At 72.5% G+C, this 26,515-nt stretch carries 29 protein-coding genes; 18 read left to right on the top strand and 11 right to left on the bottom strand.

Annotated elements, in window-relative coordinates; all coding sequences use genetic code 11:
• The 5 genes from ACS5RC_RS17190 to ACS5RC_RS17170 all read right to left on the bottom strand — a co-directional run.
• A partial coding sequence (locus tag ACS5RC_RS17190) for a 1-deoxy-D-xylulose-5-phosphate synthase N-terminal domain-containing protein (RefSeq protein WP_478345097.1) occupies positions 1-267 on the bottom strand: 267 nt, incomplete at its 3' end.
• Positions 268-307: 40 nt separating this feature from the next.
• Complete coding sequence (locus ACS5RC_RS17185; RefSeq protein ID WP_478345096.1) at positions 308-568, bottom strand: exodeoxyribonuclease VII small subunit; 261 nt, start codon at positions 566-568, stop codon at positions 308-310.
• Positions 569-703: 135 nt separating this feature from the next.
• Positions 704-1,216 carry a tyrosine phosphatase family protein gene (locus ACS5RC_RS17180; protein WP_478345095.1) on the bottom strand — a complete coding sequence of 171 codons (513 nt, stop codon included), beginning with the start codon at positions 1,214-1,216 and terminating at the stop codon, positions 704-706.
• Positions 1,217-1,224: 8 nt separating this feature from the next.
• Positions 1,225-1,824, bottom strand: a complete 600-nt coding sequence (locus tag ACS5RC_RS17175) for an HD domain-containing protein (RefSeq protein ID WP_478345094.1) — start codon at positions 1,822-1,824, stop codon at positions 1,225-1,227.
• Complete coding sequence (locus tag ACS5RC_RS17170) at positions 1,821-2,450, bottom strand: DNA-3-methyladenine glycosylase I (protein WP_478345093.1); 630 nt, start codon at positions 2,448-2,450, stop codon at positions 1,821-1,823. Before ACS5RC_RS17170 ends, ACS5RC_RS17175 begins: the two co-directional genes overlap by 4 nt.
• 93 nt (positions 2,451-2,543) lie before the next feature.
• On the opposite strand from ACS5RC_RS17170, the gene ACS5RC_RS17165 reads away from it, so the two are divergent.
• From ACS5RC_RS17165 to ACS5RC_RS17135, 7 genes are all read left to right on the top strand, one after another.
• Positions 2,544-3,557: an MraY family glycosyltransferase gene (locus tag ACS5RC_RS17165; protein ID WP_478345092.1), complete on the top strand. Its 1,014-nt coding sequence runs from the start codon at positions 2,544-2,546 to the stop codon at positions 3,555-3,557.
• On the top strand, positions 3,554-4,474 hold the full coding sequence (locus ACS5RC_RS17160) for an NAD-dependent epimerase/dehydratase family protein (RefSeq protein ID WP_478345091.1): 921 nt from the start codon (positions 3,554-3,556) through the stop codon (positions 4,472-4,474). The genes ACS5RC_RS17165 and ACS5RC_RS17160 overlap by 4 nt, the downstream gene beginning before the upstream one ends.
• A gap of 137 nt (positions 4,475-4,611) precedes the next feature.
• A complete protein-coding gene (locus ACS5RC_RS17155) occupies positions 4,612-4,827 on the top strand; it encodes a hypothetical protein (protein WP_478345090.1) in 216 nt (71 codons plus the stop codon).
• 108 nt (positions 4,828-4,935) lie between these two features.
• Positions 4,936-6,123: a glycosyltransferase family 4 protein gene (locus ACS5RC_RS17150; RefSeq protein ID WP_478345089.1), complete on the top strand. Its 1,188-nt coding sequence runs from the start codon at positions 4,936-4,938 to the stop codon at positions 6,121-6,123.
• A gap of 51 nt (positions 6,124-6,174) precedes the next feature.
• Positions 6,175-7,914, top strand: a complete 1,740-nt coding sequence (locus ACS5RC_RS17145; RefSeq protein WP_478345088.1) for a glycosyltransferase family protein — start codon at positions 6,175-6,177, stop codon at positions 7,912-7,914.
• Positions 7,915-7,988: 74 nt separating this feature from the next.
• Positions 7,989-8,213 (top strand): hypothetical protein, encoded by a 225-nt coding sequence (locus ACS5RC_RS17140; RefSeq protein ID WP_478345087.1) that lies wholly within the window; start codon positions 7,989-7,991, stop codon positions 8,211-8,213.
• Between the two features lie 7 nt (positions 8,214-8,220).
• Complete coding sequence (locus tag ACS5RC_RS17135; protein WP_478345086.1) at positions 8,221-8,481, top strand: DUF6894 family protein; 261 nt, start codon at positions 8,221-8,223, stop codon at positions 8,479-8,481.
• 21 nt (positions 8,482-8,502) lie between these two features.
• Here the strand turns inward: ACS5RC_RS17135 and ACS5RC_RS17130 are convergent, their stop codons facing one another.
• Both ACS5RC_RS17130 and ACS5RC_RS17125 read right to left on the bottom strand, forming a co-directional pair.
• Entirely contained in the window at positions 8,503-8,931 is a 429-nt protein-coding gene (locus ACS5RC_RS17130; protein ID WP_478345085.1) for a hypothetical protein, read from the bottom strand.
• Positions 8,932-9,006: 75 nt separating this feature from the next.
• The gene (locus ACS5RC_RS17125) at positions 9,007-9,132 is read right to left on the bottom strand and encodes a hypothetical protein (RefSeq protein ID WP_478345084.1); all 126 of its coding nucleotides are present in this window, start codon (positions 9,130-9,132) and stop codon (positions 9,007-9,009) included.
• Positions 9,133-9,386: 254 nt separating this feature from the next.
• On the opposite strand from ACS5RC_RS17125, the gene ACS5RC_RS17120 reads away from it, so the two are divergent.
• Positions 9,387-9,923: a hypothetical protein gene (locus tag ACS5RC_RS17120; protein WP_478345083.1), complete on the top strand. Its 537-nt coding sequence runs from the start codon at positions 9,387-9,389 to the stop codon at positions 9,921-9,923.
• A 70-nt stretch (positions 9,924-9,993) separates the two neighbouring features.
• On the opposite strand, the gene ACS5RC_RS17115 is transcribed toward ACS5RC_RS17120, so the two are convergent.
• Both ACS5RC_RS17115 and ACS5RC_RS17110 read right to left on the bottom strand, forming a co-directional pair.
• The gene (locus tag ACS5RC_RS17115; protein ID WP_478345082.1) at positions 9,994-10,236 is read right to left on the bottom strand and encodes a DUF6894 family protein; all 243 of its coding nucleotides are present in this window, start codon (positions 10,234-10,236) and stop codon (positions 9,994-9,996) included.
• A 243-nt stretch (positions 10,237-10,479) separates the two neighbouring features.
• Positions 10,480-10,755 (bottom strand): hypothetical protein, encoded by a 276-nt coding sequence (locus ACS5RC_RS17110; RefSeq protein ID WP_478345081.1) that lies wholly within the window; start codon positions 10,753-10,755, stop codon positions 10,480-10,482.
• Positions 10,756-10,871: 116 nt separating this feature from the next.
• On the opposite strand from ACS5RC_RS17110, the gene ACS5RC_RS17105 reads away from it, so the two are divergent.
• From ACS5RC_RS17105 to ACS5RC_RS17085, 5 genes are all read left to right on the top strand, one after another.
• Complete coding sequence (locus ACS5RC_RS17105) at positions 10,872-11,603, top strand: autoinducer binding domain-containing protein (protein WP_478345080.1); 732 nt, start codon at positions 10,872-10,874, stop codon at positions 11,601-11,603.
• A 149-nt stretch (positions 11,604-11,752) separates the two neighbouring features.
• Positions 11,753-12,385 carry an acyl-homoserine-lactone synthase gene (locus ACS5RC_RS17100; RefSeq protein ID WP_478345079.1) on the top strand — a complete coding sequence of 211 codons (633 nt, stop codon included), beginning with the start codon at positions 11,753-11,755 and terminating at the stop codon, positions 12,383-12,385.
• A gap of 13 nt (positions 12,386-12,398) precedes the next feature.
• Positions 12,399-12,620, top strand: a complete 222-nt coding sequence (locus ACS5RC_RS17095; RefSeq protein WP_478345078.1) for a hypothetical protein — start codon at positions 12,399-12,401, stop codon at positions 12,618-12,620.
• A gap of 207 nt (positions 12,621-12,827) precedes the next feature.
• Entirely contained in the window at positions 12,828-13,085 is a 258-nt protein-coding gene (locus ACS5RC_RS17090; protein WP_478345077.1) for a hypothetical protein, read from the top strand.
• Positions 13,086-13,150: 65 nt separating this feature from the next.
• A complete protein-coding gene (locus ACS5RC_RS17085; RefSeq protein ID WP_478345076.1) occupies positions 13,151-13,609 on the top strand; it encodes a DUF6894 family protein in 459 nt (152 codons plus the stop codon).
• Between the two features lie 78 nt (positions 13,610-13,687).
• On the opposite strand, the gene ACS5RC_RS17080 is transcribed toward ACS5RC_RS17085, so the two are convergent.
• Complete coding sequence (locus ACS5RC_RS17080) at positions 13,688-14,131, bottom strand: DUF488 domain-containing protein (protein WP_478345075.1); 444 nt, start codon at positions 14,129-14,131, stop codon at positions 13,688-13,690.
• A gap of 304 nt (positions 14,132-14,435) precedes the next feature.
• On the opposite strand from ACS5RC_RS17080, the gene ACS5RC_RS17075 reads away from it, so the two are divergent.
• From ACS5RC_RS17075 to ACS5RC_RS17065, 3 genes are all read left to right on the top strand, one after another.
• A complete protein-coding gene (locus ACS5RC_RS17075) occupies positions 14,436-15,206 on the top strand; it encodes a glycoside hydrolase family 25 protein (protein ID WP_478345117.1) in 771 nt (256 codons plus the stop codon).
• 217 nt (positions 15,207-15,423) lie between these two features.
• Complete coding sequence (locus ACS5RC_RS17070) at positions 15,424-16,209, top strand: Crp/Fnr family transcriptional regulator (protein WP_478345074.1); 786 nt, start codon at positions 15,424-15,426, stop codon at positions 16,207-16,209.
• A gap of 138 nt (positions 16,210-16,347) precedes the next feature.
• A complete protein-coding gene (locus tag ACS5RC_RS17065; RefSeq protein WP_478345073.1) occupies positions 16,348-19,122 on the top strand; it encodes a PAS domain-containing protein in 2,775 nt (924 codons plus the stop codon).
• 37 nt (positions 19,123-19,159) lie between these two features.
• Here the strand turns inward: ACS5RC_RS17065 and ACS5RC_RS17060 are convergent, their stop codons facing one another.
• Positions 19,160-21,211, bottom strand: coding sequence for a methyl-accepting chemotaxis protein (locus ACS5RC_RS17060; protein ID WP_478345072.1), 2,052 nt, complete (start codon positions 21,209-21,211; stop codon positions 19,160-19,162).
• A 698-nt stretch (positions 21,212-21,909) separates the two neighbouring features.
• On the opposite strand from ACS5RC_RS17060, the gene uvrA reads away from it, so the two are divergent.
• Together uvrA and ACS5RC_RS17050 are read left to right on the top strand one after the other, a co-directional pair.
• Positions 21,910-24,864 (top strand): excinuclease ABC subunit UvrA, encoded by a 2,955-nt coding sequence (gene uvrA / locus ACS5RC_RS17055; RefSeq protein ID WP_478345116.1) that lies wholly within the window; start codon positions 21,910-21,912, stop codon positions 24,862-24,864.
• 517 nt (positions 24,865-25,381) lie between these two features.
• Positions 25,382-26,356 (top strand): transporter, encoded by a 975-nt coding sequence (locus ACS5RC_RS17050; RefSeq protein ID WP_478345071.1) that lies wholly within the window; start codon positions 25,382-25,384, stop codon positions 26,354-26,356.
• Positions 26,357-26,515 lie beyond the last annotated feature (159 nt).

The raw sequence follows: 26,515 nt of genomic DNA, 5'->3' as shown, positions 1-26,515 counted from the left end.
GGTGAGGATCTTGTGCGGGTAGGCCTGGTGGCCGACGTCCCAGATGATGCGGTCGTCGGGGGTGTCGAAGACGTGGTGGAGCGCCACCGTCAGCTCGACCACGCCCAGGCCCGAGCCGAGATGGCCGCCCGTGACGGCCACCGCCTCGATCATCTCCGCCCGCACCGCCTCCGCCACCGCCGGAAGCTGGCTCTCAGGCAGACGCCGCAGCGCCGCAGGCTCCTCAAGACCCGATAGGATCGACGTCACGCTCTCTGTCTCGGCCACGGCATCACCTTACGTTTCGGCCAGGGCGGTGCGAGCCGCGCTACTCGACATCCAGCGGAGCGACGCCTTCGGCGCGCCCGTCAGGACCCAGCGTGATCCGCTGGATGCGGGCCTCGGCCCGCTTGAGCAACTGCTCGCAATGCCGCTTCAGCACCTCGCCGCGCTCGTAGATCGCGACCGACTCGTCGAGCGGCACGTCGCCGCGTTCCAGGCGGCGCACGATCTCCTCGAGCTGCTCCAGCGCCTTCTCGAAGGGCAGGTCCGGGGCAGTCGGGTTCGGGTCGGGGCGGGCTGCATTCATCCCTGGTCGCATCCTTTGATCCGGTTCTAAGGCGGAGGTCCGGTCGGCGACAACCCGGTGCCGGTTGTCATGGGCCGGGCGCGGACCGTTTTCGCGGCCCCTGGCACGCGTCGGCCACACCCGCCCGGCGCGGCCTCACGCGAGGGGAAAGCGGAAGGGGGCGCCCTCGAAGCACTCCGCGCCGCGGCCGATCCCGGCGATGGCCGCGATCATCCGGCCCTCGCGCCGGAGCATCGCGTCGGCGACCGCGACGAGCCGGCGGTTCGGCGTCGCCGTGGGCGAGGCGGCCCGCAGCGCGGCCGCGAGGTCGGCCTCGTCGCGGGCCGGATCGAGGGCGCAGGCGGCGATGTAGGCCGCGGCCGTGGAGCGGCTGACGCCCGCGTAGCAGTGGATCACCAGGGGGCGCTCCCGCGGCCAGGACCGGACGGTTTCGAGGATCCGCGCCACGTGCGCCTCGGCCGGCAGGACGTGGCCCTCCAGCGGCTCGGCGATGTCGCTGACACCGATCACCGCGTGGTTCTCCGGTTGGATCGCGGCGGGCCGCGCCACCGTCGTGCCGGCCGTCGCCAGGGTGAGCACGTGGCCGGCCCCCGTGGCCGCGACGGTCTCGGCGAGGCGCGCCAGGGAGCAGACGTGAAGCGTGGCCATGATCGCCCTCAGCTCAGCTCGGCCGCGAGGGCCGCGAAGCGCTCGAGATAGCGCGCCTGCGCCGTCGCGGTGGGCCAGGGCTCGGCGAGCGACAGGGCGGAGGCGGGCAGATCGACGGCCCGGCCGAAATAGCGGTCGGCCTCCGCGTCGGAGAAGCCCGCGAGGTGCACGGCCTCGAGATGGGCGGCGACGCGGTCGGCCCGCTTGACGAGGCGCGCGACCGCCGGGTCGGGCGGGGCCAGCCCGAAGCGGCGCCGGATCGCGGCGAGCAGGCGGCGCTCGACGCTGCGGTAATCGTCGCCGATCGCGGCCTTGAGGGGCGAGATGATGTCGCCGATGACGTATTCGGGCGCGTCGTGGAGCAGGAATTCCAGGGCTTCCGCCGGGCCGAGATCGGGCCGCAGGTGCCGGCCGATCGCCTCCACCAGAAGGCTGTGCTGGGCCACCGAGAAGACATGGTCCCCCGCCGTCTGCCCGTTCCAGCGGGCGACGCGGGCGAGCCCGTGCGCGATATCGGCGATCTCGATGTCGAGGGGCGAGGGGTCGAGCAGGTCGAGGCGGCGGCCCGACAGCATGCGCTGCCACGCGCGGGGCAGGCGCGCGCTCATGCGGACGGCCCGCTTCGGGGGCCGCCGAGCGCCGCGCAGGCCGCATGCCGGTGGCAGCCGACGAGGTGGTCGTTGACGAGGCCCGTCGCCTGCATGAAGGCGTGCACGATGGTCGGGCCGCAGAACGAGAAGCCCTCGGCCTTGAGCGCCTGGCCGACCCGGCGCGAGAGCGGCGTCTCCGCCAGGATCTCCGCCCGGCTCCGCGCCCTGCCCTGGACCGGCGACCCATCGACGAAGTCCCACAGGAAGCGGGAGAAGCCGGGCCCGCGCGCCTCGATGGCGAGCCAGGCCCGCGCCCCGGCGATCGCCGCCCGGATCTTGGCGCGGTTGCGGATGATGCGCGCGTCCTGCATCAGCCGCTCGACGTCGGCCTCGGTGAAGCGCGCGACCGCCTCCGGCTCGAAGCCCGCGAAAGCCGCCCGGAACCCCTCGCGGCGGCGCAGGATGGTGATCCAGGACAATCCGGCCTGGAACCCGTCGAGGATCAGCTTCTCGTAGAGCGCACGCCCGTCATGCTCGGGCACGCCCCACTCGGTGTCGTGGTAGGCCACGTAGGTCGGGTCGAGCCCCGCCCACCAGCAGCGGGCGCAGCCGTCGGGATGGGCGATCAGGCCGGTTTCGGACATCCGCCGGGGTTTAGCGGCGCGGGCGGCGAAAGGCCATCGCGGCCGGGCAGGGACGGCCTCGCCACGCCGGCCGATCCGCGCTATCGGCGCCCCATGCTCGCGCCCCTCATCGCCTTGCCGCTCGCCGCCGCGCTCTCGGCCGGCCTGATCGTGCGGCTGCGCCCGCTTCTCGTCCGCTACGCCCTGGCGCGGCCGAACGCCCGCTCCAGCCACAGCGTGCCGACCCCGCAGGGCGGTGGCATCGCGGTGATCGTGGCGGCGATCGCGGCGGCGGGGCTGCTGCGCACGTCCGATCTCGGCGATTCCGGCGAGTGGCTGACCCTCGCCGGGACGGCGCTGGTCCTCGGCGTGCTCGGCGCGGTCGACGACATCCGCCCGCTGCCCGCCCTCCTGCGCCTCGTGGTCCAGGGCACCGCGGTGGCGCTGCTCGTGACGACGGTGCGCGGCCGGCTCCTGCCCGACCTCCCCCTGCCGCTCGAGCGCGGGCTCGCGGTGCTGGCGGGGATCTGGTTCGTCAACCTCGTGAACTTCATGGACGGGCTCGACTGGATGAGCGTCGCCGAGGTTGTGCCGGTGACGGGAGCCCTGCTGGCGCTCGGCGGCCTCGGCCTGCTCGCGCCGCTGCCGACCCTCGTCGCGGCGGCGCTCCTGGGGAGCATGCTCGGATTCGCCCCGTTCAACCGGCCGGTGGCACGCCTCTTCCTCGGCGACGTCGGCTCCCTGCCGATCGGGCTGATCCTGGCCTGGCTCCTCTACCGCCTCGCCCTGGAGGGCGGCCTCGCCGCCGCGATCCTGCTGCCGCTCACCTATCTCGCCGATGCCAGCCTCACCCTGATCCGCCGCCTCGCCCGGGGCGAGCGGGTGTGGGAGGCGCATCGCAGCCATTTCTACCAGCGCGCCACGGCGAACGGCCTCAGCGTCGGGGGCGTGGTGGGCCGCGTCTTCGTGCTCAACCTCGCCCTGGCCGGCCTCGCCGCCGCGACCTTGCTTTGGCCCGGCTGGCCGGTCACCGTGGGCGCGCTCGCCCTCGGCGGGGCCCTGGTGGCCCGGGTGCTCGCCCGTTTCGGCCGCGGCCCGGCCCCCCTTCAGGAGACAGCCCGACCGTGACCGGACACGTGGCGCTCACCGGCGCGACCGGCTTCATCGGCCGGCATCTCCTGCAGAGCCTGACCGCGCGGGGCTATCGGGTGCGGGTGCTGCTGCGCCGTCCCGTGGCGGTGCCGGAGGGCGCCTCGAGCGCCGTCGTCGGCGACCTGACCCGGCCGATGAACATGGCCGCGGCGCTCTCCGACATCGACGCGGTGGTGCACTCGGCCGGCCTCGCCCACGCCATGTCGGGGACGCCGGAGGACGATTACCGCACCCTCAACACCGAGGCGACGCGCCGCCTCGCCGAGGCCGCCGCCCGCGCCAAGGTCCGCCGCTTCGTCTTCCTGTCCTCGATCCGGGCCCAGTCCGGCGCCGCCGCACCCGGCATCCTCACGGACGCGGACGCGTCGGCGCCGACGGACGCCTACGGCCGGTCGAAGCTCGCGGCCGAGCGGGCGCTCGCCGAGACCGGGCTCGATTGGGTCGCGCTCCGCCCCGTCCTCGTCTACGGCGCGGGGGTGAAGGGCAACATGGCGGCCCTGCTCGGGCTCGCCCGCTCACCCTACCCGCTGCCGCTCGGCGCGCTGGCCGCTCGCCGCTCGCTGATCTCGACGGAGAGCCTCGCCGCGGCCGTCGACGCGGTGCTCGGCGCGCACGAGCCCCTCGGCCGGGCCCTGATCGCGGCCGATCCCGACCCCCTCACCCTGCCCGAGATGGTGGCGGCGCTCCGCGACGGGCTCGGCCGGCGCGCGGGGCTGCTGCCGGTGCCCCCCGCGCTGCTCGGCCTCGCTTGCCGCGCGATGGGACGCGGAGAGGCCTATGCCCGGCTGTCGGGCGGCCTCGTCGCGCGGGCCGACGGCCTCGCCGCGCTCGGCTGGCGGCCCGCCATGCCGACTCCCGAGGGCCTCGCCCGGCTCGCCCGCGCGGAGGCGTGAGCGGCCGACACGAGGCAAGCCGGCCACACTGGGCCCGTCGCCGGCCCGCCGGCCTCGATCGGCACGGAGCTTGCCAGTCGGGAAACCAGACAACGATCCCCGGAGGATGCGCCCCTCGACGCCACGGAGGATGACGCGTGCTCTACGGTCTCTACTTCCTGACCTGCCTCGTCTCGACCCCGACCCATTGCGTGCTGCGGGTGCACCATTTCTCCGATGAGGTGCAGACGCCGCAGCAATGCCTCTCGGTGGCACAGCTGCAGATGGCGGCGTGGCAGAACACCCACGATCGCTGGCGCGTCGAGCGCTTCCGCTGCGGCAAGCCGCCGAGGGACGACGGCACCCGCATCTGAGCGCGGCGCCGGCCCCGCTTTGCGGCCTCCGCGCGCGGCTGCTAGAGACCCGGCCGCCCCGTCGGCACCGGCCGGGGCGAGGCGGTGCCGTTTCGGGAGTGGGCGCGGATGGCGGGAGAGGCGGGAGCCGGGCGACGGATCCTGATCGACGTCTCGACCAGCCTGCGCTGGCGCGGCCGCAACCCGGTCGGGATCGTCCGGACCGAGCGGGAGCTGGCGCAGTACTTCCTGGTGCATCATCCCGAGGCCGCGTTCTTCCGCTACGAGATCGAGGCGGACGCGTTCTGGCTGGTTCCCCGCGCAACGGTCGCGGCGATGTTCGGCGGGCGGCCGGCCGCGGGCCCTGGAGCCGACGACCTCGACACCGACATCCTGCTGCGCTTCCGGCCCGACGACGTCGTGATCAGCGTCGGTCTGCAATGGGACATCGGCTACATGACCCGGCTCTACGCGGAAAAGAAGCGCCGCGGGATGTTCGTGGTGCAGATGGTCTACGACATCGTCCCGATCGTGATGCCGGAATACTGCGTCGGCGGCATGGAGCAGCGCTTCCCGCAATTCATCGTCGACACCGCCTGGACCGCGGACCTGATCCTCTGCATCTCGGAATCGACGCGTCGGGACCTCGCGCGCTACTACGAGCAGCTGGGCCTCGCGGCCCCCGCCATGGCCCGGGTGACGCTCGGATCGGACATCCCGACGACCCGGGCCGGCGAGGCGGGCAGCCTGCTCGGCCTCGAGGCGGGCGACTTCGTGCTCTACGTGAGCACGATCGAGCCGCGGAAGAACCACCGGATGCTGTTCGACATCTGGCGTGAGCTGAACGCGACCGATCCCGACACCCTCGTGCCGCTGGTCTTCGTCGGCTATGTCGGCTGGAACAGCGGCGACCTGATGCAATTCATCCGTGGCAGCGAGGCGCTCTACCCGGACCGCGTGCGGATCCTCAGCGAGGTCTCCGACGACGCGCTCGACTGGCTCTACCGCAACGCGCGCTTCACCCTCTATCCCTCGCTCTACGAGGGCTGGGGCCTGCCGGTCGCCGAGAGCCTCGCGCGGGGGAAGGTCTGCCTCAGCTCCGACAGCGCCTCCATGCCGGAGGTCGGCGGCGACCTCGCCGATCTCATCGCCCCCCTCGACTATCCGGCCTGGCGCGACCGCATCCGCCACTATCTCGGCGACGCGCAGGCGCTCGCCGCCCGGGAAGCCCAGATCCGCGAGGGCTTCGTGCCGGTGTCGTGGACGGAGAGCATGCGCGGGCTGAGCGCGGCTCTGTTCTCCGCCCTCCCCGGCTGAGCGATGGCAGCCGACAGGACGATGCGGGCCGGGCCCGCGGCGAGGATCGGGATGCGGATTCTGACGGTCTCCACCGAGCGGATCGACCGGCCGAGCCAGGGCGGCGGGATCCGGATCGACGCACTCCACCGCGTGCTGGGCCTGCACGGATGGACCGCCCGGCATCTCGCGGTCTACGGCCCCGACGCGGCCGAGCGGGAGCCGGGCAAGTCCGATCCGGGCAAGGCCGAGCCGGGCGAGGGGCTGTTTCCCCTCGACGCGGAGGCTGTGCGCCGGCTCAGGCTGAGCGGGCGCAGGGTCGAGATCGATGGGGCCGATCTCCTGGTGGCCGATGCCGGCCGGTTCGATGCGGCCTGCCGGCTGATCGACGCCTACGACCCGGACGTGATCTGGCTGGAGCGGCCCTGGCTCTGGCCCCTGGTCAAGGCCTATCGCGCGGCCCGGCCGGGCAGCCGGGCGCGGCTCGTCTACGGGGCGGCGGATATCGAGGCCGACCTCGCCGCATCCGAAGCACGGCGCGGAGCGCGGACCGCCGCGGAATGCGAGCGGATCCGCGCGCTGGAGGACGAACTCTACCGGGCCTGCGACGGCATCGTGGTCACCAGTCCGGGCGACCTCGCCGCCGTCGGCGGCTACGGCAAGCCCGCCGTGCTCGCCGTCGACGGGGTCTGGCCGAAGGGCCGGCGCGGCACCTTCGAGGCCGACGGTCCGGCCGCAAGCAGCGCGAGCGTGCTCTTCGTCGGCTCGGGCCTGCCCCAGGACGCCGCGGGCTTCGCCGCCATGCTGGGGCCCAATCTCAGCTACCTCGCGCCCGACGAGCGCATCCGCGTCGTCGGCCGGGTGATGCGGCGGCTCGCGGAGCCGGGCGCCTTCCGCGTCCATCGCGGCTTCAACCTGTCTCGGCTCCTCGACGCGGGCGAGCCGGACGACGAGGCCCTCGCGGGCCTCATCGCGCGCGGGTGCGGCCTGATCCTTCCGGTCACCGAGGGGACGGGAAGCAATGCGGCGACCGCCGAGGCCCTCTACAGCCGGCGTCCCGTCGTGGCGACGCGCGCGGCGTTGCGCGGCTACGAGGCCTTCGCCGACTTTCCCGGCGTGACCCTGTGCGACGATCCGGCCGCGTTCCAGGCCGCCGTGAAGGCCCTGCTGGCGGCCGGGCCTGAGCCGCGGCTCGATCACACCCCCGAGCAGGCGGAGGCGCTCGCGGGCCTGCTCTGGCCCGCCACCCTCGCGGCGGTCATCCCCTTCCTCGAGGGGGTCGTCGGCCCGGCTCGGGAGCCGCCCGGGCCCGGATCGGCGGACGCGAGCCCGGCCGCCGTCGAGACCCTGTCGGACCGCGCCCTGCGTCCGCTCCTCGCGCGCGGCTGGCACGCCTTCGAGCCTGGCGGGACCTGGAGCTGCGAGCGGATCGCGGTGCTTCGCCTGACGCTGCAGGGGCCTGCCCATCTGCGGGCCCGCGTCGAGGTGTTCAACCCGCACGGGCGCTCGCTCGAGCTGGAGGTCGTCCGTCCGGGCGGCCACCGGGAGACGCACCGTTTCACCGGCGGCGACCGGACCCGATCCATCGCCATCGCGGTGGATGAGGTCGACCTCGACGCGGAGGGCCGGACCGAGGTCTATTTCCGCTCGAGCGTCCTGTTCAGTCCGGTCTCCACCGGTCGAAGCGCCGATATCCGCCTGCTCGGCTTCCGCATCACCGCCCTGGAGATCGGGCGGGCGCCGCTGGCCGGGGGGCGCCCCCGGAACCCGCTCGCGGCGCGATTGGGCACCCTGCTCGGTCGCCGGCGCTGACCGTCCGGGAGGGCGGCGGCGGAACGCTCCTCCTCTCGTCCCGGTTACTCTCCCGAACACGGGAGACAGAAACGATGACCCATCGCACGCTTCGCATCGCCGCCCTCGGCCTGGTCCTGGCGCTCGGCGGCACCGCGGCCGAGGCCAAGGGCTGCCTGAAGGGCGCCGTCGTCGGCGGGATCGCCGGCCACATGGCGGGCCACGGCAAGGCCGGAGCGGCGGCCGGTTGCGCCGTCGGCCACCATCAGGCGAACAAGAAGGCCCCCGGTGCCCAGCAGGGGCAGGCCCAGGGTCAGTGAGATCCGGATGCCCCGCTATTACTTCCATACCGAGATCGGCGGGGACCGCGTGACCGATCCGGACGGCCTCGAACTGGCCGATCCGGATCAAGCCTGGGAGACCGCGCGCGAGACCGCGCGGTCCCTCATGGCCCGGGACCGGCAGAATCAGGTGCGCCTGATGACGGCCTGCCTCGTCGTCACCGATGACGCTGGCGAGGTCGTGCTCGAATTCCCCTTCGCCGAGGCCGTGACGCTGCCTCCGCTCGGGGCAGCCATCCAGCACTGAAGCGCGCCGGGCGGCACCCGCTCAGCCCATCTTCTTGCGCAGCTGCTCGTACAGATTGCGATAATCGTAGGTCGGGTAGAAGCTGCTGCTGTAGCCGCCCCAGGCCTTGCCCTCGATCAGCAGGTTGATCTCGCGCAGGCGCTCGGGCGGGAAGCGCAGCGTCACCACTTGGCCGACGCCCATCATCACGTACCAGCTCACCACCTCGACGCCCGCCGGCGGGAAGCTCTTGAACCAGCCCGTCTCCTTCAGGTGCTGATTGATCTGATCGACGGTCTTGGTCTCGTCGTGCTTGAGGAAGACGGTCAGCATCGTGGTTCCGGGCGGTCCCGTCGGGGACTCGCCGGTCACGGCTGCGGGCCCCTCCTGGGCCTGTGCGGCCCGCGTGCCGAGGAGGCCGAGGGCGGGCAGGCCCGCGAGAAAGTGCCAGAACGAGCGTCGCGTGGTCATCCGAGCCTCGAGCATCAGGGGTGTCGCCGCCTCGGACTTATCGCGCGCCGTGCCCGCGCCCAGGGCGTACCGGGGTCAATCGACCGTCCGGGCGATGTCGGGCCCCGCCACGTCCGTCGATCCGAGCTCGATCCAGAACCGGGGCGTCAAGTCGAAGCGGGTATTGCCGGAGACCTCGCACGCCGACTGAGAGGCGAACACCGCTCGGTCGCTGGCAAACACCCGGTCTGGTCCTGGATGGCGCACCCCGAGCGCTGTCGCCGCCCTCGGGCGCCCGGCGGCGGAACTGATCCAGGCAGATCTTCTCGGCTTAGAGCCCTTTGAAAGCGCTCGGAGAGCCCTCTTGTGCCGATATTCGCGAATTTGTAAGACATCCTCGACACGCTGCCGGTAACGCCCCATCTGAGGCGGACCGCGCCACGCGTCTTTCCCAGTTTGAGAGATCTATCCGCATCATGTCACGCAATCGCGTGCGGCGGTCGTTCACCGTCGAGTCGAAGTCCCGAGGCCGTCAGGCGCCCGCGTTCCTCCCGGTCCGTGCCGCGCTGCTGACGCGCCCCGCCGCGGTCGAGGCCGCCGAGATCCGGCTGCCCGCCGCGCAGGATCCCTTCGCCCCCCGGCCCGATCCGCGTCCCGAGCCCCGGCGCGTGCTGCCGAGCCTGCTGGCGCCGCTTCCCGAGCCTGTCGCCGAATCGGCCGTCGAGGCGGCGCCCGAACCGCGCCTCCCGCGCGTCCGCCGCGTGAAGCCGGCCGAGCCGAAAGCCAAGCCCCAGGCCGGTACGGCCACCGGCGCGGTCACCGTACCGGCACGCAAGTCGGTGGCCGCCGAGCCCGCGCCGAGCCCTGTCGAGATCAGCGCGCACGCAGCGCAGCCCGCCGCCTCGGTCCAGGACGAGGAGCGCCGGCCCGCCCGTCGCTCGCGGCGCGGCGAGGCGGCCGTCCTGCCCCTCGGGGAGCGCTGGAAGCGGCGCCTGCCGCGCGTCTGCTGGTAGGACGGCGTACCGGCTCCGACCCGGGTCGCCATCGCGACGGACAGCCGGTCCGGCAGCTTCACGCGCCGTGTCAGGTCGTGTCCACGCGCTCGACATCGAGGGAGAGATGGGCGCGCAGGATCACCCGGCGCGCGTCGTCCCGGACCACCGCGAGATAATCCTGACGGTCCAGTCCGGGCGCGAAGCCCTCGGCGACCTTCGTCATGATGCGCACGAGCTTGGCCCGCACCGCCTCCTCGTCGGCGAGTTCGAAGCCGACGGCGTCGCGGACGAAGTTCGCCCCGTCGTGCAGGTCGATGAAGTAACGCGCCATCTGTCCGCGCAGCCTGTGCGATTGTTGTGGGATTTTATCCCACAAGTATAGGCACCGTGCGAATCCTGCACAAGCGGCTCGAGGTCGCTGCGGATATGGGTCGCGGGCGGCTTGTCGGCCGGGTCGGACCGGCCTCGCGGCTGCGCTCCCGCTGCCCCGGGCCGGGTGCGCGTGCCGGGGAGTCTGGCAGGCGCATGTTTCCCGCGTGTCTCCGTCGGGCGCGCGGGCCGTGTCCGGCCGGTCTCAGGAGCCGGGGGCGTCCTCGTCCTTCAGGATGCGGATCAGGCGCACCGCCGAGCGCCGCAGATCGGGATCGGCGATGCGGCGGAACAGGGTGAGAAGGTCGTCCAGGGCCGCATCGCGCTCGAGGGATTCCGTGCCGTCGCACACCCGCTCCGGCCGGGGTTCGAAGAAGTAGGACGGCTCCACCCGCAGGATCTCGGCGATCCGGCTCAGCAGAAGCGCGGTGTTTTCGGGCGGCCGCGCCAGATCCAGATCCTCGTCCGCGCCCCGCTGCACCCCCGCGCTCCCTGGTCAGCCGCCACACCGCAGGCTTGGCTATAGCGTAATCTAGGGTGGCGAGGGTATAGAATACATGCTCGCCCGTCCGCCGTCCCCGTTTCGTGAGCGCCGGCATGCTGCCCAGGATCGTCGATCTCACCTACGACCTCATCCGCGCGTTCGACCGGGCGGCGACCGTCGAGGCCCTGAACGCGCACCTGCTGCGCACGGTGGCGGGCGCGGGCGTCGAGAGCACCTTCGCGGGCGTGATCCCGATGCCGGGCACCCGGCCGCGCGACCAGGCCGCCCACGTGCTGATCGACAGCACGCCCCCCGGCTGGACCGAGCACTACTTCCGGGCCGGCTTCCTCGATCGCGATCCGACCATCCGCCGCGTCACCAGCGGTACGGTGCCCTTCCTGTGGTCGGAGATCGAGCCGCAATACCGGGCGGACGCGGCCGCGCGGCGGGTCATGGACGAGGCGGGCAGCTTCCGCCTGCGCCAGGGCTTCACCGTTCCCCTGGTCACCCTGGACGGCCGGGTCGCCGGGTTCAGCTTCGGCGCCGAGCGACTCGACCTGTCGCCCGAATTACGCGGCATGCTCCACCTCTTGGCGTCCTACGCCTTCGGGCGCTCCCTCGTGCTCGCGGAAGGGCCGCCGCGCGAGCTCGTGCGCCTGACGCCGCGGGAGCGGGAGGCGCTGCAATGGGCTGCGGCCGGCAAGAGCGAGTGGGAGATCGGCGAGCTCATGTCGATCTCCGAGCACGGGGCCGAGAAGCATCTGCGCTCGATCCACCGCAAGCTCGGCGCGGCGACCCGGACCCAGGCGGTCGCCGAGGCGATCCGGCGCGGCCTGATCACCTGATCCCAGCCGCTTCACGCGCCGGACCCCGGGCGGTCCCGCTCCGCGATTCCGCGGCGAAGCCGCCGGAATTCGGCCGGATGGTACGCGATCGCGGACTGTGAGCGTGATCTGAGGTTGCAGATAGTGGCGATCATCCTCCGGAGATCGCCATGATCCATATCGTCACGGCCGAGAACGCGCCCGCCTACCAGGACGCCCTCGAACAAGCCTATCGCCTGCGGCACCAGGTCTTCGTCGGCGAGAAGGGCTGGACCGACCTCGCCCGGCCCGACGGCCGCGAGATCGACGCCTTCGACGACGACCATGCCGTCCACATGCTGGCGATGCAGGACGAGCGCGTGGTCGGCTACCAGCGCATGCTGCCGACCACGCGGCCCTACCTGCTCACCGCCGTGCTGCCGGAACTGTGCGAGGTCGAGCCGCCGCGCAGCGCCCGCGTCTGGGAATGGACCCGCTACGCCGTCGACCGCTCGCACCGCGACCGCGGCCGCATCCTCAGCCCGGTGGGCAGCGCCCTCCTGACCGGCATCGTCGAGTGGGGCCTCGAATCCGGGCTCGAGGCCATCGTCATCGAGATGAACCCGCTCTGGCTCCTGCGCCTCGTCCAGCTGCATTTCCGGGTGACGCCCCTCGGGCTGCCCCGGTCGATCTCCGGCGAGGACACGGTGGCGGTCTGCGCCGCCTTCGACGAGCGCACCCTGGCACGGCTGCGCGCGACCCGGGGCGATGCCGGCTCCGTCCTCGTGCCGCGTCCGGCCGCCCCGCGCCGGCTGGCGAGCTGAGGAGGAGGCGATCATGGTGAAGGCCAGACCTTCCGAAGAGGCCGGGGCCGCGGATTCCACGCGGATCCCGCCCGACGAGATCCACCGTCAGCTCCACCAGCTCGCGGAGATCTGCCTCGAGGCCCACGCCGTCGTCCTCCGCGAGGGACCGGCCGAGGTGCGGGCCTCCCTGGAGGACCTCCTCGACCGCCTCGGAGGCCATCTCGCCGCCGGCCGCGGACGCGGCGGCGCCTGACGAAGCGCACGGCTCCGCCGGCCCCGCACGGTCGGCGAAGCCGATGCCCGGGCGTGGCCTCATACAAGATGAAGCGTGCTTTCGGCGATACGCCGCAACATCTGGTTGCGGCGTCCGGGATCGGGACTCGCCCGTCGGGCCGCTAAACCCTCTGGTAACGGTGACCGCGCGAGGGTGAGGGCCTGACGCACCCTCGGACCCGATCGGATGATGACCAAGGACCAGCTTGCCGGCGAACTGAAGCGCATCGCGACGACGCAGATCAGCGACATCACCCGGGCGGTCAAGGAAGGCCAGAAATCGATCGCCCTGAACGAGGTGCGGGACATGGCCCGCCGCCTCAACCTGCTCGCGGACGCCTTCCACCCGCGGCCCGCGGCGGAGCAGCCGGCCGAGGCCTCTTCCGTCCCGCCGCAGCCCACCTCCGACCTGCAGGCCGCGCCTTCCGAGATGAAGGCGGCCTGACGCATCCACCCTCCAGGGCGGGTGCGGTGTTCCGTCCCGCCGGCCTGAACAGGGAGCGCCTGATCATGGTCCGCGTGTTCTTCAACATCCGGCTCGACGACGCCTACCTGCCCGAGCGCACCGGGCAGCTTGTCGCGGACGAATCCGAGGCGCGCGATCTGGCGCGCGTGATCGTCCGGCGTCTCGTGGCCGAGCACGGCGGCGAGCAGCGCCTGCTCGATGCCGCCCTCGTGGTGACCGATGCGGCCGGCTCCGTGCTGTTCGACCTGTCGTTCTTCGAGGCGCTCTACGTGCCGGTGGCCGCGCCCGAGACCGACGGCGAGGGTCTGCGCCGCGCGGTCGCCATCCGCCCGCCGGCGCGGATCGACCGCCTGCGCGCCGCGCTCACGGCCCTGGGCAGCGCCTGTCTGGCGCGGGGGGCCGCCGCGTGGGCCGGCCTCACGGCGCGCGCAGGGATGGTGTCCCTGCGGCGCCCGGCCGAACCGCGCGCGCGCTACCGCCTCGGCTTCGAACCCGGCGCCTGAGGCGCGGCCGGTTCGCGCGGGCCGCCCGTCCGGTCCCTCCGCCGGCCGGCTGTCCGAAGGGACCGACCGGATGCGGTCTCAGCCGTAGAGATCGACCGTCTCGAAACCCCGCGCCGCGAGCCGCTCGGCGAGCACGCGGCGATGGCAGCGCTCCGGGTCGCGCTCGAAGCAGAGCAGGCAGGTTGGGGCGGCGGCCGCCATCCCGGCGAGCGCGTCGAGGGCGAGGCCGCCATCGGCGGTGTCGAGCACCGCTTCGCAGTAGATCCGGCGCATCAGGCCGGCATCGTGCGCGCGCGCCGCCGCCCGGCCCTCCTTGGGCGTGCCGAGATCCCGCAGATGCGCGTAGGCGAGGCCCGCCGCCTCGACGCCCGCCTTCAGCGCGCCCTTCGAGAAGCCGCGCTTGCGCGAGTTCGCCACCGCCCGCACGTCGGCGAGCAGACCCACCCCCGCATCCGTCAGGGCGACGGTGAGCCGCTCCGGGTCGAGGCCTTCGTAGCCTATGGTGAACAAGGTCTTACCCACGGCCGCTCCCGGGCTCGGTCCAGAAAAATCGTGTCGCGGCGACAACTTATCCGGGGCGCCGCCGGGGCGCCAGCGCGCGTGCGGCCGCTATGTGGCTGGCCTGCAACGGGTTCCGGAATTCCGCCGCATTGATCGCAAAGGTCTGTTAACCGCGCGAGGGGCATCGAATACGCCTGTGTTTGGCGCATGATGCGGGTAGCAGGTATCGATGTCGCTGAGGAAACGGGTTCCCCCGACTCCGTCGTCCCTCGCCGCGCGCGGCGGTCTCGAGGTCTTCGCGCGCCGGCTGATCTCGGCCGGTCTGATGGCCGGGCTCGCCGCCTGCGCCTCCAACAACGACTTCTACCCGACCAAGGGCGACACCAAGCCCCATCCGGGCGTGGCCAAGGCCAAGCTCCACCCGATCCAGGGGATCGACATCTCCAAGTGGCAGGGCCGGGTCGACTGGGCCTCCGTGCGCGGCGCGGGCACGCAATTCGCCTTCATCAAGGCGACGGAGGGTGGCGATCACGTCGACGAGCGCTTCCGCGAGAACTGGGACGCGGCCGGTCGGGCGGGCGTGCCGCGCGGCGCCTACCACTTCGTGTTCTGGTGCCGCTCGGCCAAGGAGCAGGTGGACTGGTTCAAGCGCAACGTTCCGAACGACCCGACCGCCCTGCCCCCGGTGCTCGACGTCGAGTGGAACGGCCATTCGCAGACCTGTCCCAAGAAGCTGCCCAAGGCGCAGGCCCTGGCGATGACCAAGTACATGCTCGAGGAAATGGAGCGCTACACCGGCAAGCGCCCGATCATCTACACGGACATCACCTTCCACAAGGACGTCCTGGAGGGCGAGCTGCCCGACTATCCGCACTGGCTGCGCTCCACGGCGGCCGAGCCCGAGCAGCGCTTCGCCAATCGGCAATGGATGCTGTGGCAATTCACCTCCACGGGCCGGGTGCCGGGCGTCGCGGGCGATGTCGACCGCAACGCCTTCTACGGCACGCCCTCCGAGTGGGCCTCGTTCCTCTCCACCGATTGCGATCCGCGCGAGCACCGGCGCTTGGCCGAGCAGGGCCTGTGCACCGGCAAGTGAGGGGCGGCATGCCGGTCGCGGCGGTGGCCGCGACCCTGCGGAGATTCCTCGGATCCGCCGGACGGTCTCCAGCGGTCGAGAGGTCAGTCTTTGAAACGCGCGCGCGGCGGCCAGGACTGGAAAAATTCTGGTTTCGGCGCTTGACTGTCTACTAACGGACAGACCGTACCGACGGCGTTGCTGTAGGAGGTCCGACCCTTCCCCGTCAGTGCCTTCCATGCCGGTCGCGCCCGCCCCGCTCTTCGAGAGCAACCATCTCCTCAAATCGCTCGGCGAGGCGGATCGCGCCCTCGTGGTGCCCTATCTCGAAGCCGCCACGTATCGGCGGGGCGAGACCCTGTTCGAGGCCGGCGCCGAGGTGCAGGCGATCGGATTCCCCTGCGAGCACGCGGTGGTGACGCTCCTCGTCTGCATGAGCGACGGGCGCAGCGCCGAGACCGCCACGATCGGGCGCGAGGGCGCGGTCGGCGGCATCGTCAGCAACGGGCGGGTGCCCGCCTCCACCCAGGCGGTGGTACAGATCGGCGGCCCGATCCTGCGGATCGAAGCGCAGCGCCTGCAGGAAGCCAAGCGGCGCTCGCCGAGCTTGCGCGATCTGTTCACCCGCTACTCGGACTGCCTGCTCGCCCAGGTGCTGCAATCGGTGGCGTGCAATGCCCTGCACCCGATCGAGCAGCGCTGCCTGCGCTGGCTCCTGACCCTGCAGGACCGGGTCGGCAGCGACGTGCTGCCGGTGACGCACGAACTCCTCGCGGCGATGCTCGGGGTGCAGCGCACCTATCTCACCCGGGTCCTCAGCATCCTGCAGCAGCAGGGCCTGATCCGGGTGGCGCGCGGGCGCATCACCGTGCTGAGCCGATCCGAGGTCGAGGCCGCGGCCTGCGAGTGCCACGCCGTGGTGCACCGGCACTACGAGACCGTGCTCGGCGGATCGCGCGCGGGCGCATCCGGCCCGGTCCTTCTGGCCGGGATCGGTTCGGACGCCTCCTCCGTACGTCCCTGAACAGAATCCCCTCCTCCCCTTGACCCGGCGGGACCGGACGATGTTCCATCGCCCGCCCGGTCCGGCCGTACCTTCCGGGACGCCGCAGGCATCCTGCGGCCTTCCGCGAGGTTTGGAACGAGCCGCCCGCCCGGATCGATGACGGACATCCCCGACGACCTCGCCCGCGATGCCGTCCGCCTCGACGCCCTCGAGCGCTACGCCATCCTCGACACGCCGCCCGAGGCGGGCTTCGACGATGCCGTCCTCCTGGCGGCCGAGCTGTGCGCGGCCCCGATGGCGCTGATCAGCTTCCCGGTGGCCGACCGGCAATGGTTCAAGGCCCGCCGGGGCTTCGCCGTGCGCCAGACCGGGCTCGACCGGTCGATCTGCGTGCACGCGCTGGCCGTCCCCGACCTCCTGGTGATCCCGGATCTCGCGGCCGATCCGCGCACCCGCGCCAACCCCTCGGTGCTCGGGCCGCCGGACCTGCGCTTCTACGCCGGCGCGCCGCTGCGCAACGCGGAGGGCGTCTGCCTCGGCACGCTCTGCGTGCTCGACGTGGCGCCCCGGCCCGCCGGCCTGACCGAGGGGCAGGCGGAGGGCCTGCGCGCGCTCGCCCGGCAGGTGATGGTCCTGCTCGAGACCCGCCGGGCCGGGCTCGCCGAGGACCCGGCCCGGCCGCGACAGGACATCCTCGATTCCCGGCTCGTGCGCCTCGGCGAGAGCGCCCTCCTGATGCGGCTGGCAATCGACGGCGGCGATATCGGGATCTGGGACTACGACCTCCTGCGCGGACGGCTCGAATGGGACGGGCGGACCCGGGCGCTGTTCGGCGTGGGCCCGGACGAGGCGGTGGATTACGACGCGACCTTCCTGCCCCGCCTGCATCCCGACGATCGCGGGCCGGTGGACGCCGCCGTCCGGGCCGTGCGCGAGCCCCAGGGCCCGGGCATCCTCGACGTCGAGTACCGCGTCGTCCTGCCCGACGGGAGCCTGCGCTGGCTCGCCGCCCGGGGCCGGCTCGTGATCGCGGGCGGGCGCGCGAGCCGGATCGTCGGGACCTTGCGCGACGTGACGCTCCGCCGCGAGGCCGCGCGCGCCATCGAGGCGGCGCACGACCGCTACCGCCTGGTCACCCGGGCGACCCGCGACGCCATCCGCGACTGGGACCTCGTCGCCGACACGGTGGAGTGGAACGAGGCCCTCGGCACGGCCTACGGCTGGGCGCCCGAGGAGGCTGCGCACGGATCCTGGTGGCTGGAGCACCTGCACCCGTCCGACCGCGACCGGGTCGCGCGGGATCTGCGCGCGGCGATCCAGGGCGATGCCGGCGAGTGGAGCCTCGATTACCGCTTCGCGCGGGCGGAGGGCGGCTACGCCGAGGTCTACGAGCGCGGCTCGATCGTGCGGGGGCCGGATGGCCGCCCGCAGCGGCTGATCGGGGCGCTGCTCGACGTGACCGAGCGCAATCGGGCCGAGGCGCAGTTCCGGGCCGTGTTCGAGGGCGCCAACGTGGGGATCGTCGTGCTCGATCCGCGCAGCCTCAAGGCGCTCCGGGTCAACGCCAAGCTCTGCGCGATCTGGGGCGCGCCCCCCGAGGCGATCGTGGGCCACTCGGTGGCGCGCTGGACGCCCGACGAGGACGCACCCGCCCGCGACCTGCTGCACAGCCGCCTCGCCACCGGGGAGATCCTGCAGGAGACCCTGGAGAAGCGCTACCGCCGGGCCGACGGCCGGATCATCTGGGCCCGGGTCAACCTCGTCTCGCAGGTGGTGGGCGACGCCATCCAGATCACCGCGATGATCGAGGACATCACGCAGGAGCGGCTCGCCGAGGCGCGCAGCCAGGCGCTCGTCGAGATCGGCGACGCGCTGCGCGACGCGGCCGGCCGCGAGGCGATGCTCTCGGTCGCCCTCGCGGTCGTCGGGCGGACGCTGGGGGCGCTGCGCGTCGACTTCCTGGGCCTCGACTTCGTCGGACGCACCGCCCTGCAGGCGTTCTGGGAGCGTCCGGACGCGGCCGACCGACCCGCGTGGAGCGAGGGCCGCCTCCTCCCGGCTCTCCTCGACGGCTTGCGGGCCGGCCTGCCGCTCGCGGTGGCCGACATCGCCGCCGAGCCCCGCTTCGCCGCCGACGCGCCAGCCTACGCCGCGCGCGGCGTGCGCGCGCTGATCGCGGTCCCGCTCGCCGCGCGCGGGCGCCTCGCCGCCCTGCTCTCGGTGCACGAGAGCGCCCCCCGGACCTGGACGCCCGGCGAGATCGCCTTCGTGCGCGAGGTGGCCGAGCGGATCTGGGGCGAGCTCGGCCGGATGCAGGCCGAGGACCAGCAGACCCTGCGCAACCGCGAGCTCAGCCACCGCCTCAAGAACACCCTGGCGATGGTCCAGGCGATCGTCTCGCAGACCCTGCGCAACCCGGCCGACCTCGATGTCGCCAAGGAGTCCCTGGCCGCCCGGCTCGTGGCGCTCGGCAAGGCCCACGACATCCTGCTCACGGGCGATGCCGAGAGCGCCGGGATCGAGGCGGTGATCGGGGGCGCCCTGGTGCTGCACGACGACCGCCAGCCCGGGCGCTTCACCCTGGAGGGACCGGGGATCGCCCTGGGCCCGAAGGCCGCCCTCTCGCTCTCGCTGATGATGCACGAACTCGCCACCAACGCGGCCAAGTACGGCGCCCTCTCCGTGCCGGCCGGCCGGGTCGCGGTGGCGTGGTGGACGGTCCCGGCCGGCCCCGAGACGATGGTCCATCTCGTCTGGACCGAGATGAACGGGCCGGTGGTGGCGCCGCCGGGCCGGAAGGGCTTCGGCTCGCGCCTGATCGAGCGCGGCCTCGCGGGCGCGGTCGGCGGCACCGTCCGTCTCGACTACCTGCCGGAGGGGCTCGTCTGCCGGGTCGCGGCGCCCCTCGCGGGGCTTCAGGCCGCCGATTGAGGCGCCCCGCGCGGTGCCCCGGCCGGGCAAACGGACCTCAGGCCGCCCGCACCGTCGCCAGGAAGCGGCCGACGGCACCGTTCAGGCCCTCGGCCTGGCGCGTCAGATCGGCTGCCGCCGCCAGGACCTGGGCCGATCCGGCGCTGGCGGTCGCCGCGGTCTCGCTCACGCCCGCGATATGGCTCGACACGGCCCGGCTTCCGGCCGAGCTCTGCGCGGTGGTGCGGGCGATCTCGGCGGTGGCCGCGCTCTGCTCCTCGACCGAGGCCGCGATGTCGCCGCCGATCCGCGACAGCCGCCGGATCACCCCGGTGATGCCGGTGATCGCCGCCACGGAGGCGTCCGTCGAGGCGGTGATCTCGGTGACCTTCGCGGAGATCTCGTCCGTGGCCCGGGCGGTCTGGCTCGCGAGATCCTTCACCTCGGCGGCGACCACCGCGAAGCCGCGACCGGCCTCCCCGGCCCGCGCCGCCTCGATCGTGGCGTTGAGCGCCAGCAGGTTCGTCTGGTTGGCGATCTGCGAGATCAGCCCGACGATCTGGCCGATGCTGCCCGCGGCGACGGCCAGCCGCTGCACCTCCGCGGCGGTTCCGGCGGCGTCCCGCTCGGCCTCGGCCGAGAGGTCGGCGGAGGCCGAGACCTGCGTGCCGATCTCGCTCACCGAGGCGGAGAGTTCCTCGGTCGCGGCCGCGACCGTGTCGGCGGAGAGCGCCGCTTCCTGCGAGGCGGCGGCGACCTGACGGCTGAGCCGGTTCGTGCTCTCGGCGGCCTGCGCCATGCCGGTGGCGGAGGCCTGGAGCTGCGTCGCCGCGGCCGTGACCGCCGCGACGATCCCACCGACCTGGGCCTCGAAGCTGTCGGCGAGGCCGAGCACGGCCCGGCGCTGCGCCGCGGCCCCCTCGGCGCTCATGCGCTCCTGCGCGGCCCGCTGGGCGCGGCGCTCGGCCACGCTGTCGCGGAACGCCTCGGCGGCGGCGGAGATCGCCCGCACCTCGCGGGGACCGCCCTGCGGGATCCTGACCTCCTCGCCCCGCCCGATCGCGCCGAGCACCTGCGAGAGCCGGGTCAGCGGGCGGGCGATGGCGCTGCCGAGGGCGAAGGCGAGGCCGCCCGAGAGCAGCATCGTGGCAAGCCCCGCAATCGTCCAGGCGGCCAGCGCCCGGTCGGCCCGATCGTGCACAGCGTGCGCGGAGGCCGTGAGATCGGCGCTGAGCCGGTCCTCGACCGTCTTCAGGCCGTCGATGCGCTGTGTGGCGAGGCGGAACCACAGGGGCGCGTCGCGGAAGGCCAGGGCCGCGCCCGGCGCGGTGCCGAGGGCGAGCTTGCGCAGGCGGTCGACCTCGCGCGCGGGCTCGGCGGCTTCCGTGGCGTCGAGGAGAGCGGCCTGCTCCGGGCTCGCCCCGAGCCGGAACAGCGCCGCGGCGCTGGCCTGATCGGCACCGAGCGCGGCCAGCCGCGTCAGGCCGGCGAGATCGACATTGCCGGAGGCGAAGGCCGCCGAGACGGCGGCCCGCTCCTGGCCCGCCGCCTCCTTCATGGTCAGGAAGGCCGCGTAGGTGGAGGCCTGCGCGGCGATGCCGGCGTGACCGACCGCGCCGGACATCTCGCGCACGATGCCGAGGCCCTCGCCGATCAGCCCGGTATAGAAGGCCGCCGCCTGGGGCGGGGCGAAGGCGAGGGCGTCGATGCCGTGGCGCTGCGCGGCGATCCGGCCGAGGCCCTGGGCCATGACTTGGCCTCTCCGGACGAAGCCCGGCCCGTACGCCCCCACCGCGCCGGAGGTGAGAGCCTCGCCGAGCCCCTGGGCCGCGGTGTCGGTCCGGCCGCGCTGGGCGGTGAGTTCGGGGCCGAACTGAAGGCCTTTCGAGCCGAGGAACAGGCTGGAGGCACCGCGCTCGCGCTGGGCCTCGTGGACGAAGGCGCTGATCCGCGTGGCGAGATCGGCGATCCCCTCGGCGCGGGCCATCTCCGCCCGCTCGGCCGCGCGGTCGGACACGGCGATCGCCGTGACGGCGCCGAAGGCGAGACAGGGGGCCAAGGCAGCGGCGACGATACGGCCCCGCAGGGTTCCCAGAAAGCCGGCGATCATCGCGTAACCCGTGACTAACGTATGGTAATGGCCAAGCTTTCTCCTGAAACGCGTAAAGGAACGGTTGCCCCAAGACTGATCGCTTATTCTTTCGGCAACTGAGGCCCGGCCGGGGCAAGGTGTCGAGCGACTACACCTCTATGTTGGCGGAGGCCGCCAGGACGCGGCCCGTTTGCGCCGGGATTGCCTGCGTACTCTTTTCGTTCTACGGAGCGGACGGCGGCCGTGCACGGGCGCGGAGCGCGTTCGCGCGGGGGGCGCCCTGCGCGGTCGCGCCTTGTCTCCGGCGCGGAACGGCCGACATGTGCCGGGGTGCGCCCCGTTCGCGCCGCCCGCCCGATCCGGGCGCCTCGGCCGAACCGACCCGCTCAGCCGACGCTGCGAGAGACTGCCCGTTCATGGCCAAAGCCGACGCCGCTTCCGAGAAAGCCGCCGCCAGGAAGGCTGGGGCGAAGGCCGTGCCGAGGGCGGTCCCGCCCGCCGGTCAGGGCGCGGGCAGGGTGGCCGGCGGTGCCGCGACGGCGCCCGCCCCCGGCCTCGACGCACCGGCCCGGACGCCCGTGAGCAGGACGCCCTCGAACAAGGCTCCCCCGAAGGCGCCCGCGAGCAAGACCGTCGCGGGCGAAGCTTCGGCGGCGAAGGCCCGTGCCCCGGAAGCTTCTTCCCTCCCAGCCCCTGCCTCCCCTGCGGCGAAGGCGCTGCGGGCGCCGGCCGGCCGCCGGGCCGCGGAGGAGGATCGCTTCGAGCGCCTGTTCGATTCGGCCGCCCGGAGCGACGGGCGCGTGATCACGGTCCGCGGCGCGCGCGAGCACAATCTGAAGAACGTCGACCTGACGATCCCGCGGGACAGGCTGGTGGTGTTCACCGGGCTGTCCGGTTCGGGCAAATCGTCGCTCGCCTTCGACACGATCTACGCCGAGGGCCAGCGCCGCTACGTCGAATCGCTCTCGGCCTATGCCCGCCAGTTCCTGGAGATGATGTCGAAGCCCGACGTCGACCAGATCGACGGGCTCTCGCCGGCGATCTCGATCGAGCAGAAGACCACCTCGAAGAACCCGCGCTCGACGGTCGGCACGGTCACGGAGATCTACGACTACATGCGCCTGCTCTGGGCGCGGGTCGGCATCCCCTACTCGCCCGCCACCGGCCTGCCGATCGAGAGCCAGACGGTCAGCCAGATGGTCGACCGCGTCCTGGCATTCCCCGAGAAGACGCGTCTCTACCTGCTCGCCCCCGTGGTGCGCGGACGCAAGGGCGAGTACCGCAAGGAGATCGCGGAGTACCAGAAAAAGGGCTTCCAGCGCCTGCGCATCGACGGCGAGTACTACCCGATCGACGACGTGCCCAAGCTCGACAAGAAGCTCAAGCACGACATCGACGTGGTGGTGGACCGCATCGTGGTGCGGGCCGACATCGCCGCGCGGCTGGCCGATTCCTTCGAGACCGCCCTCGAGCTCGCCGACGGCATCGCCGACATCGAGTTCGCCGACGCGCCCGACGGCGAGGATCCGCGCAAGGTCACCTTCTCGTCGCGCTTCGCCTGCCCGGTCTCGGGCTTCACGATTCCCGAGATCGAGCCGAGGCTGTTCTCCTTCAACAACCCCTTCGGTGCCTGCCCGACCTGCGGCGGCATCGGCCACGAGATGCGGATCGACCCGGAGCTCGTCATCGCCGACGGGGCCCTGAGCCTGAAGCGCGGCGCGATCGCGCCCTGGGCCAAGTCGACCTCGCCCTATTACGGCCAGACCCTCGACGCGCTCGCCAAGCATTACGGCTTCAAGACCACGACGGCCTGGGAGGCCCTGCCGGCCGCGGCGCGCGCGGTGGTGCTCTACGGCACCGGCAGCCAGCCGGTCCGCTTCGAGTACGACGACGGCATGCGCGCCTACGCGGTGACCAAGCCGTTCGAGGGCGTGATCCCGAATCTGGAGCGCCGCTACAAGGAGACGGACAGCGACGCCGCCCGCGAGGAGATCGGCCGCTTCATGAGCGAGACGCCCTGCGCCGAGTGCGGCGGCAAGCGGCTGAAGCCCGAAGCGCTCGCGGTGAAGATCGACATGCAGGATATCGGGCAGGTCACCGCCCTCTCGGTCTCGGACGCCCATCGCTGGTTCTCGGACCTGCCGGCCAAGCTCACGGGGAAGCAGAACGAGATCGCGGTGCGGATCCTCAAGGAGATCCGCGACCGCCTCAGCTTTCTCGTCGATGTCGGGCTCGAGTACCTGACGCTCGCGCGCGGATCCGGCTCGCTGTCCGGCGGCGAGAGCCAGCGCATCCGCCTCGCCTCGCAGATCGGCTCGGGGCTCACCGGCGTGCTCTACGTGCTGGACGAGCCCTCGATCGGCCTGCACCAGCGCGACAACGAGCGCCTGCTCGGCACGCTCAAGCGCCTGCGCGACCTCGGCAACTCGGTGATCGTGGTCGAGCACGACGAGGACGCGATCCTGCAGGCCGACTACGTTGTCGACGTCGGCCCGGGCGCCGGCATCCACGGCGGCCAGATCATCGCGAAGGGCACCCCCGCGGAGGTTCTGGCGCATCCGGACTCGCTGACCGCCAAGTACCTCACCGGGCAGCTCGCGGTGCGTACGCCGGCCGCGCGCCGGAAGGCGCGCCGGGGCACGCTGGCGCTCTTCGGCGCGCGCGGCAACAACCTGCGCGACGTCGACGTGCAGATCCCGCTCGGGACCTTCACCTGCATCACCGGCGTCTCGGGCGGCGGCAAGTCGACCCTCGTGATCGACACGCTCTACAAGGCGGTGGCCAAGAAGCTGAACGGGGCGCTGGAGCACCCGGCCCCGTACGGGCGGCTCGAGGGCCTCGAGCACCTCGACAAGGTCATCGACATCGACCAGTCGCCGATCGGGCGGACGCCGCGCTCCAACCCCGCCACCTATATCGGCGCCTTCACGCCGATCCGCGACTGGTTCGCCGGACTGCCCGAGGCCAAGGCGCGGGGCTATCAGCCCGGGCGCTTCTCCTTCAACGTGAAGGGCGGCCGCTGCGAGGCCTGCTCGGGCGACGGCGTCATCAAGATCGAGATGCACTTCCTGCCCGACGTCTACGTCACCTGCGACGTCTGCAAGGGCAAGCGCTACGACCGCGAGACTCTCGAGGTGCGCTATCGCGGCAAGTCGATCTCCGACGTGCTCGACATGACCGTCGAGGAGGCGGCCGAGCTGTTCAAGGCGGTGCCGGCGATCCGCGAGAAGATGGAGACCCTGAAGCGCGTCGGCCTGCACTACGTCCATGTCGGCCAGCAGGCCACGACGCTCTCGGGCGGCGAGGCCCAGCGGGTGAAGCTCTCGAAGGAGCTGTCGAAGCGCGCCACCGGCCGCACCCTCTACATCCTCGACGAGCCGACCACCGGCCTGCACTTCCACGACGTCGCCAAGCTGATGGAGGTGCTCCACGAACTCGTCGACCAGGGCAACACCGTGGTGGTGATCGAGCACAACCTCGAAGTCATCAAGACCGCCGACTGGGTGATCGACATGGGTCCCGAGGGCGGCAATGGCGGGGGGCTCGTGGTGGCCGAGGGCACGCCCGAGCAGATCGCCCGCAGCGCGGCGAGCCATACCGGCCGCTTCCTGCGCGAGGTGCTGGCCCGCCGCCCGGCCCTTCCGGCCCGCGCACGCCCCGCCGCGGAGTAGGCAGGATCTGCCGGGGGCCCGCTCCGTCGGGCCGCTCGCGCCCGCGCGATTCGGCCGGATTGCCCCACGATTCGTGCGAAATCCGACGCTCGCCCTGCCCCGCTGGCGCGGTCCGCCTCCGCCGCGGGCGGCGCGGGCGGGCAGGGGATTGCCGGATCGCCGCGCCAGCGGTGCCGGAAGTTCCCGGCTCAAGCTCGGCGGCAAGAGCTTGACCGTTCTGCGTTATTTTGCCGGACCCGGGTTCAGGCCCGAGTGAGATCTGGCAAGGTGCGGCCGTGTTGCGCCGCGGTGGAAATGCGGCTTTTGCGCAACGGTTGGTTGGGTTCTGCCAAGGCGGCAGGCATTCCACTGTCTTTCGGCGGCAGGCTGTAGAATAGTCAGCCGTGTTGAGACTTGGGGTGGCGCCGTAGGGGGCACTTGGCACCGGTCGCTCGGGGAGCCGCGCAAGCGGCAGACCGGCAAAGAAGTGCCAAGGCTGCGGGACGGATAGCCTGAAATCCTTGGGAAGGAATAGAAAATGATCAAGAACTGGCTCGCCGCGGGTGCGGTCGCGCTCACCGTCGGCACGACTGCGACGGCTGCTTTCGCTCAGACCACCACGGTTCCGGGTGAGCAGGTCGGCCTCGCCACCGGCGCTCCGCTGCCGGAGGGCATCTACGCCCTGAACACCTTCACCTACCGCCGCACCGACGCGCCGTTCTCGCCCGACACGGCCGTGAACATCCCGGTGCTGGTGTGGTCGACCCCGCTGGTTCCGCTCGGCGGCCGCATCGAGCTGCTCGTGGCGCCCCCGACCGTGTTCGCCTTCACCCGCAATCCGCGCGGCGTCGCGAACCGTGACATCTCGATCAACGTCGGCACCTTCGTGGGCGGCATCTGGGCGTTCGATCTCGGCGGGAACGTCGGCGTCAGCCTTCTCGGCGGCGCCTACCTGAACGACCTGAACGGCGACCGCGGCTCGCTCGGCATCGGCCTGGCCGGCACCCCGGTGCTGCCGCAGCTCTCGTCGAACACCTACCGCTTCGGCACCGCGATCAGCTACACCGGCGACGGCTGGAACATCACCGCCAACCTGACCGCCAACCTGTACGACTCGCCCGGCCGCTTCCCCGGCCTGGTCGGCGCCGCGATCGGCCCGATCAACCTGTCCGACGCGCTCAACCTCGATCTGACCGCGACCAAGAAGTTCGGCAAGTTCGAGATCGGCGCCGTCGGCTACGGTACCTTCAACTTCGACATCGGACCGTTCTCGGCCGCTGCCGGCAACCGCGGCCGCTTCGCCCTCGGCGGCCTCATCGGCTACGACTTCGGACCGTTCACCGCGCAGTTCTACGTCGCCCGCGACGTCGCGACCGCCGCGACCTACACGAACGCCCTCGGCCGCGTCCGCGAGAACTACTCGACCGACGGCTGGTTCCGCATCATCGCCCCGCTCTACACCGTGGCCGCCGCTCCGGCCCCGGTCCCGGCTCCGCTGGTGCGCAAGTACTGATCCGACACGCGTCGCGATCCGACGACGATCCCGGATGCGGCCTCCGCATCCGGGATCCGCAAGACGCCCGGTCCCGCGAGGGGCCGGGCGTTCTGCGTTTCGGGAGGCGCCCTGCATGCCGAGGCAGGGCCAACGCCCGCGCCGCGACGGCTGGCCCAG

This window comes from Methylobacterium sp. HJ2 (assembly GCF_056431005.1).
This window is presented reverse-complemented; position numbering and strand designations above follow the sequence as displayed.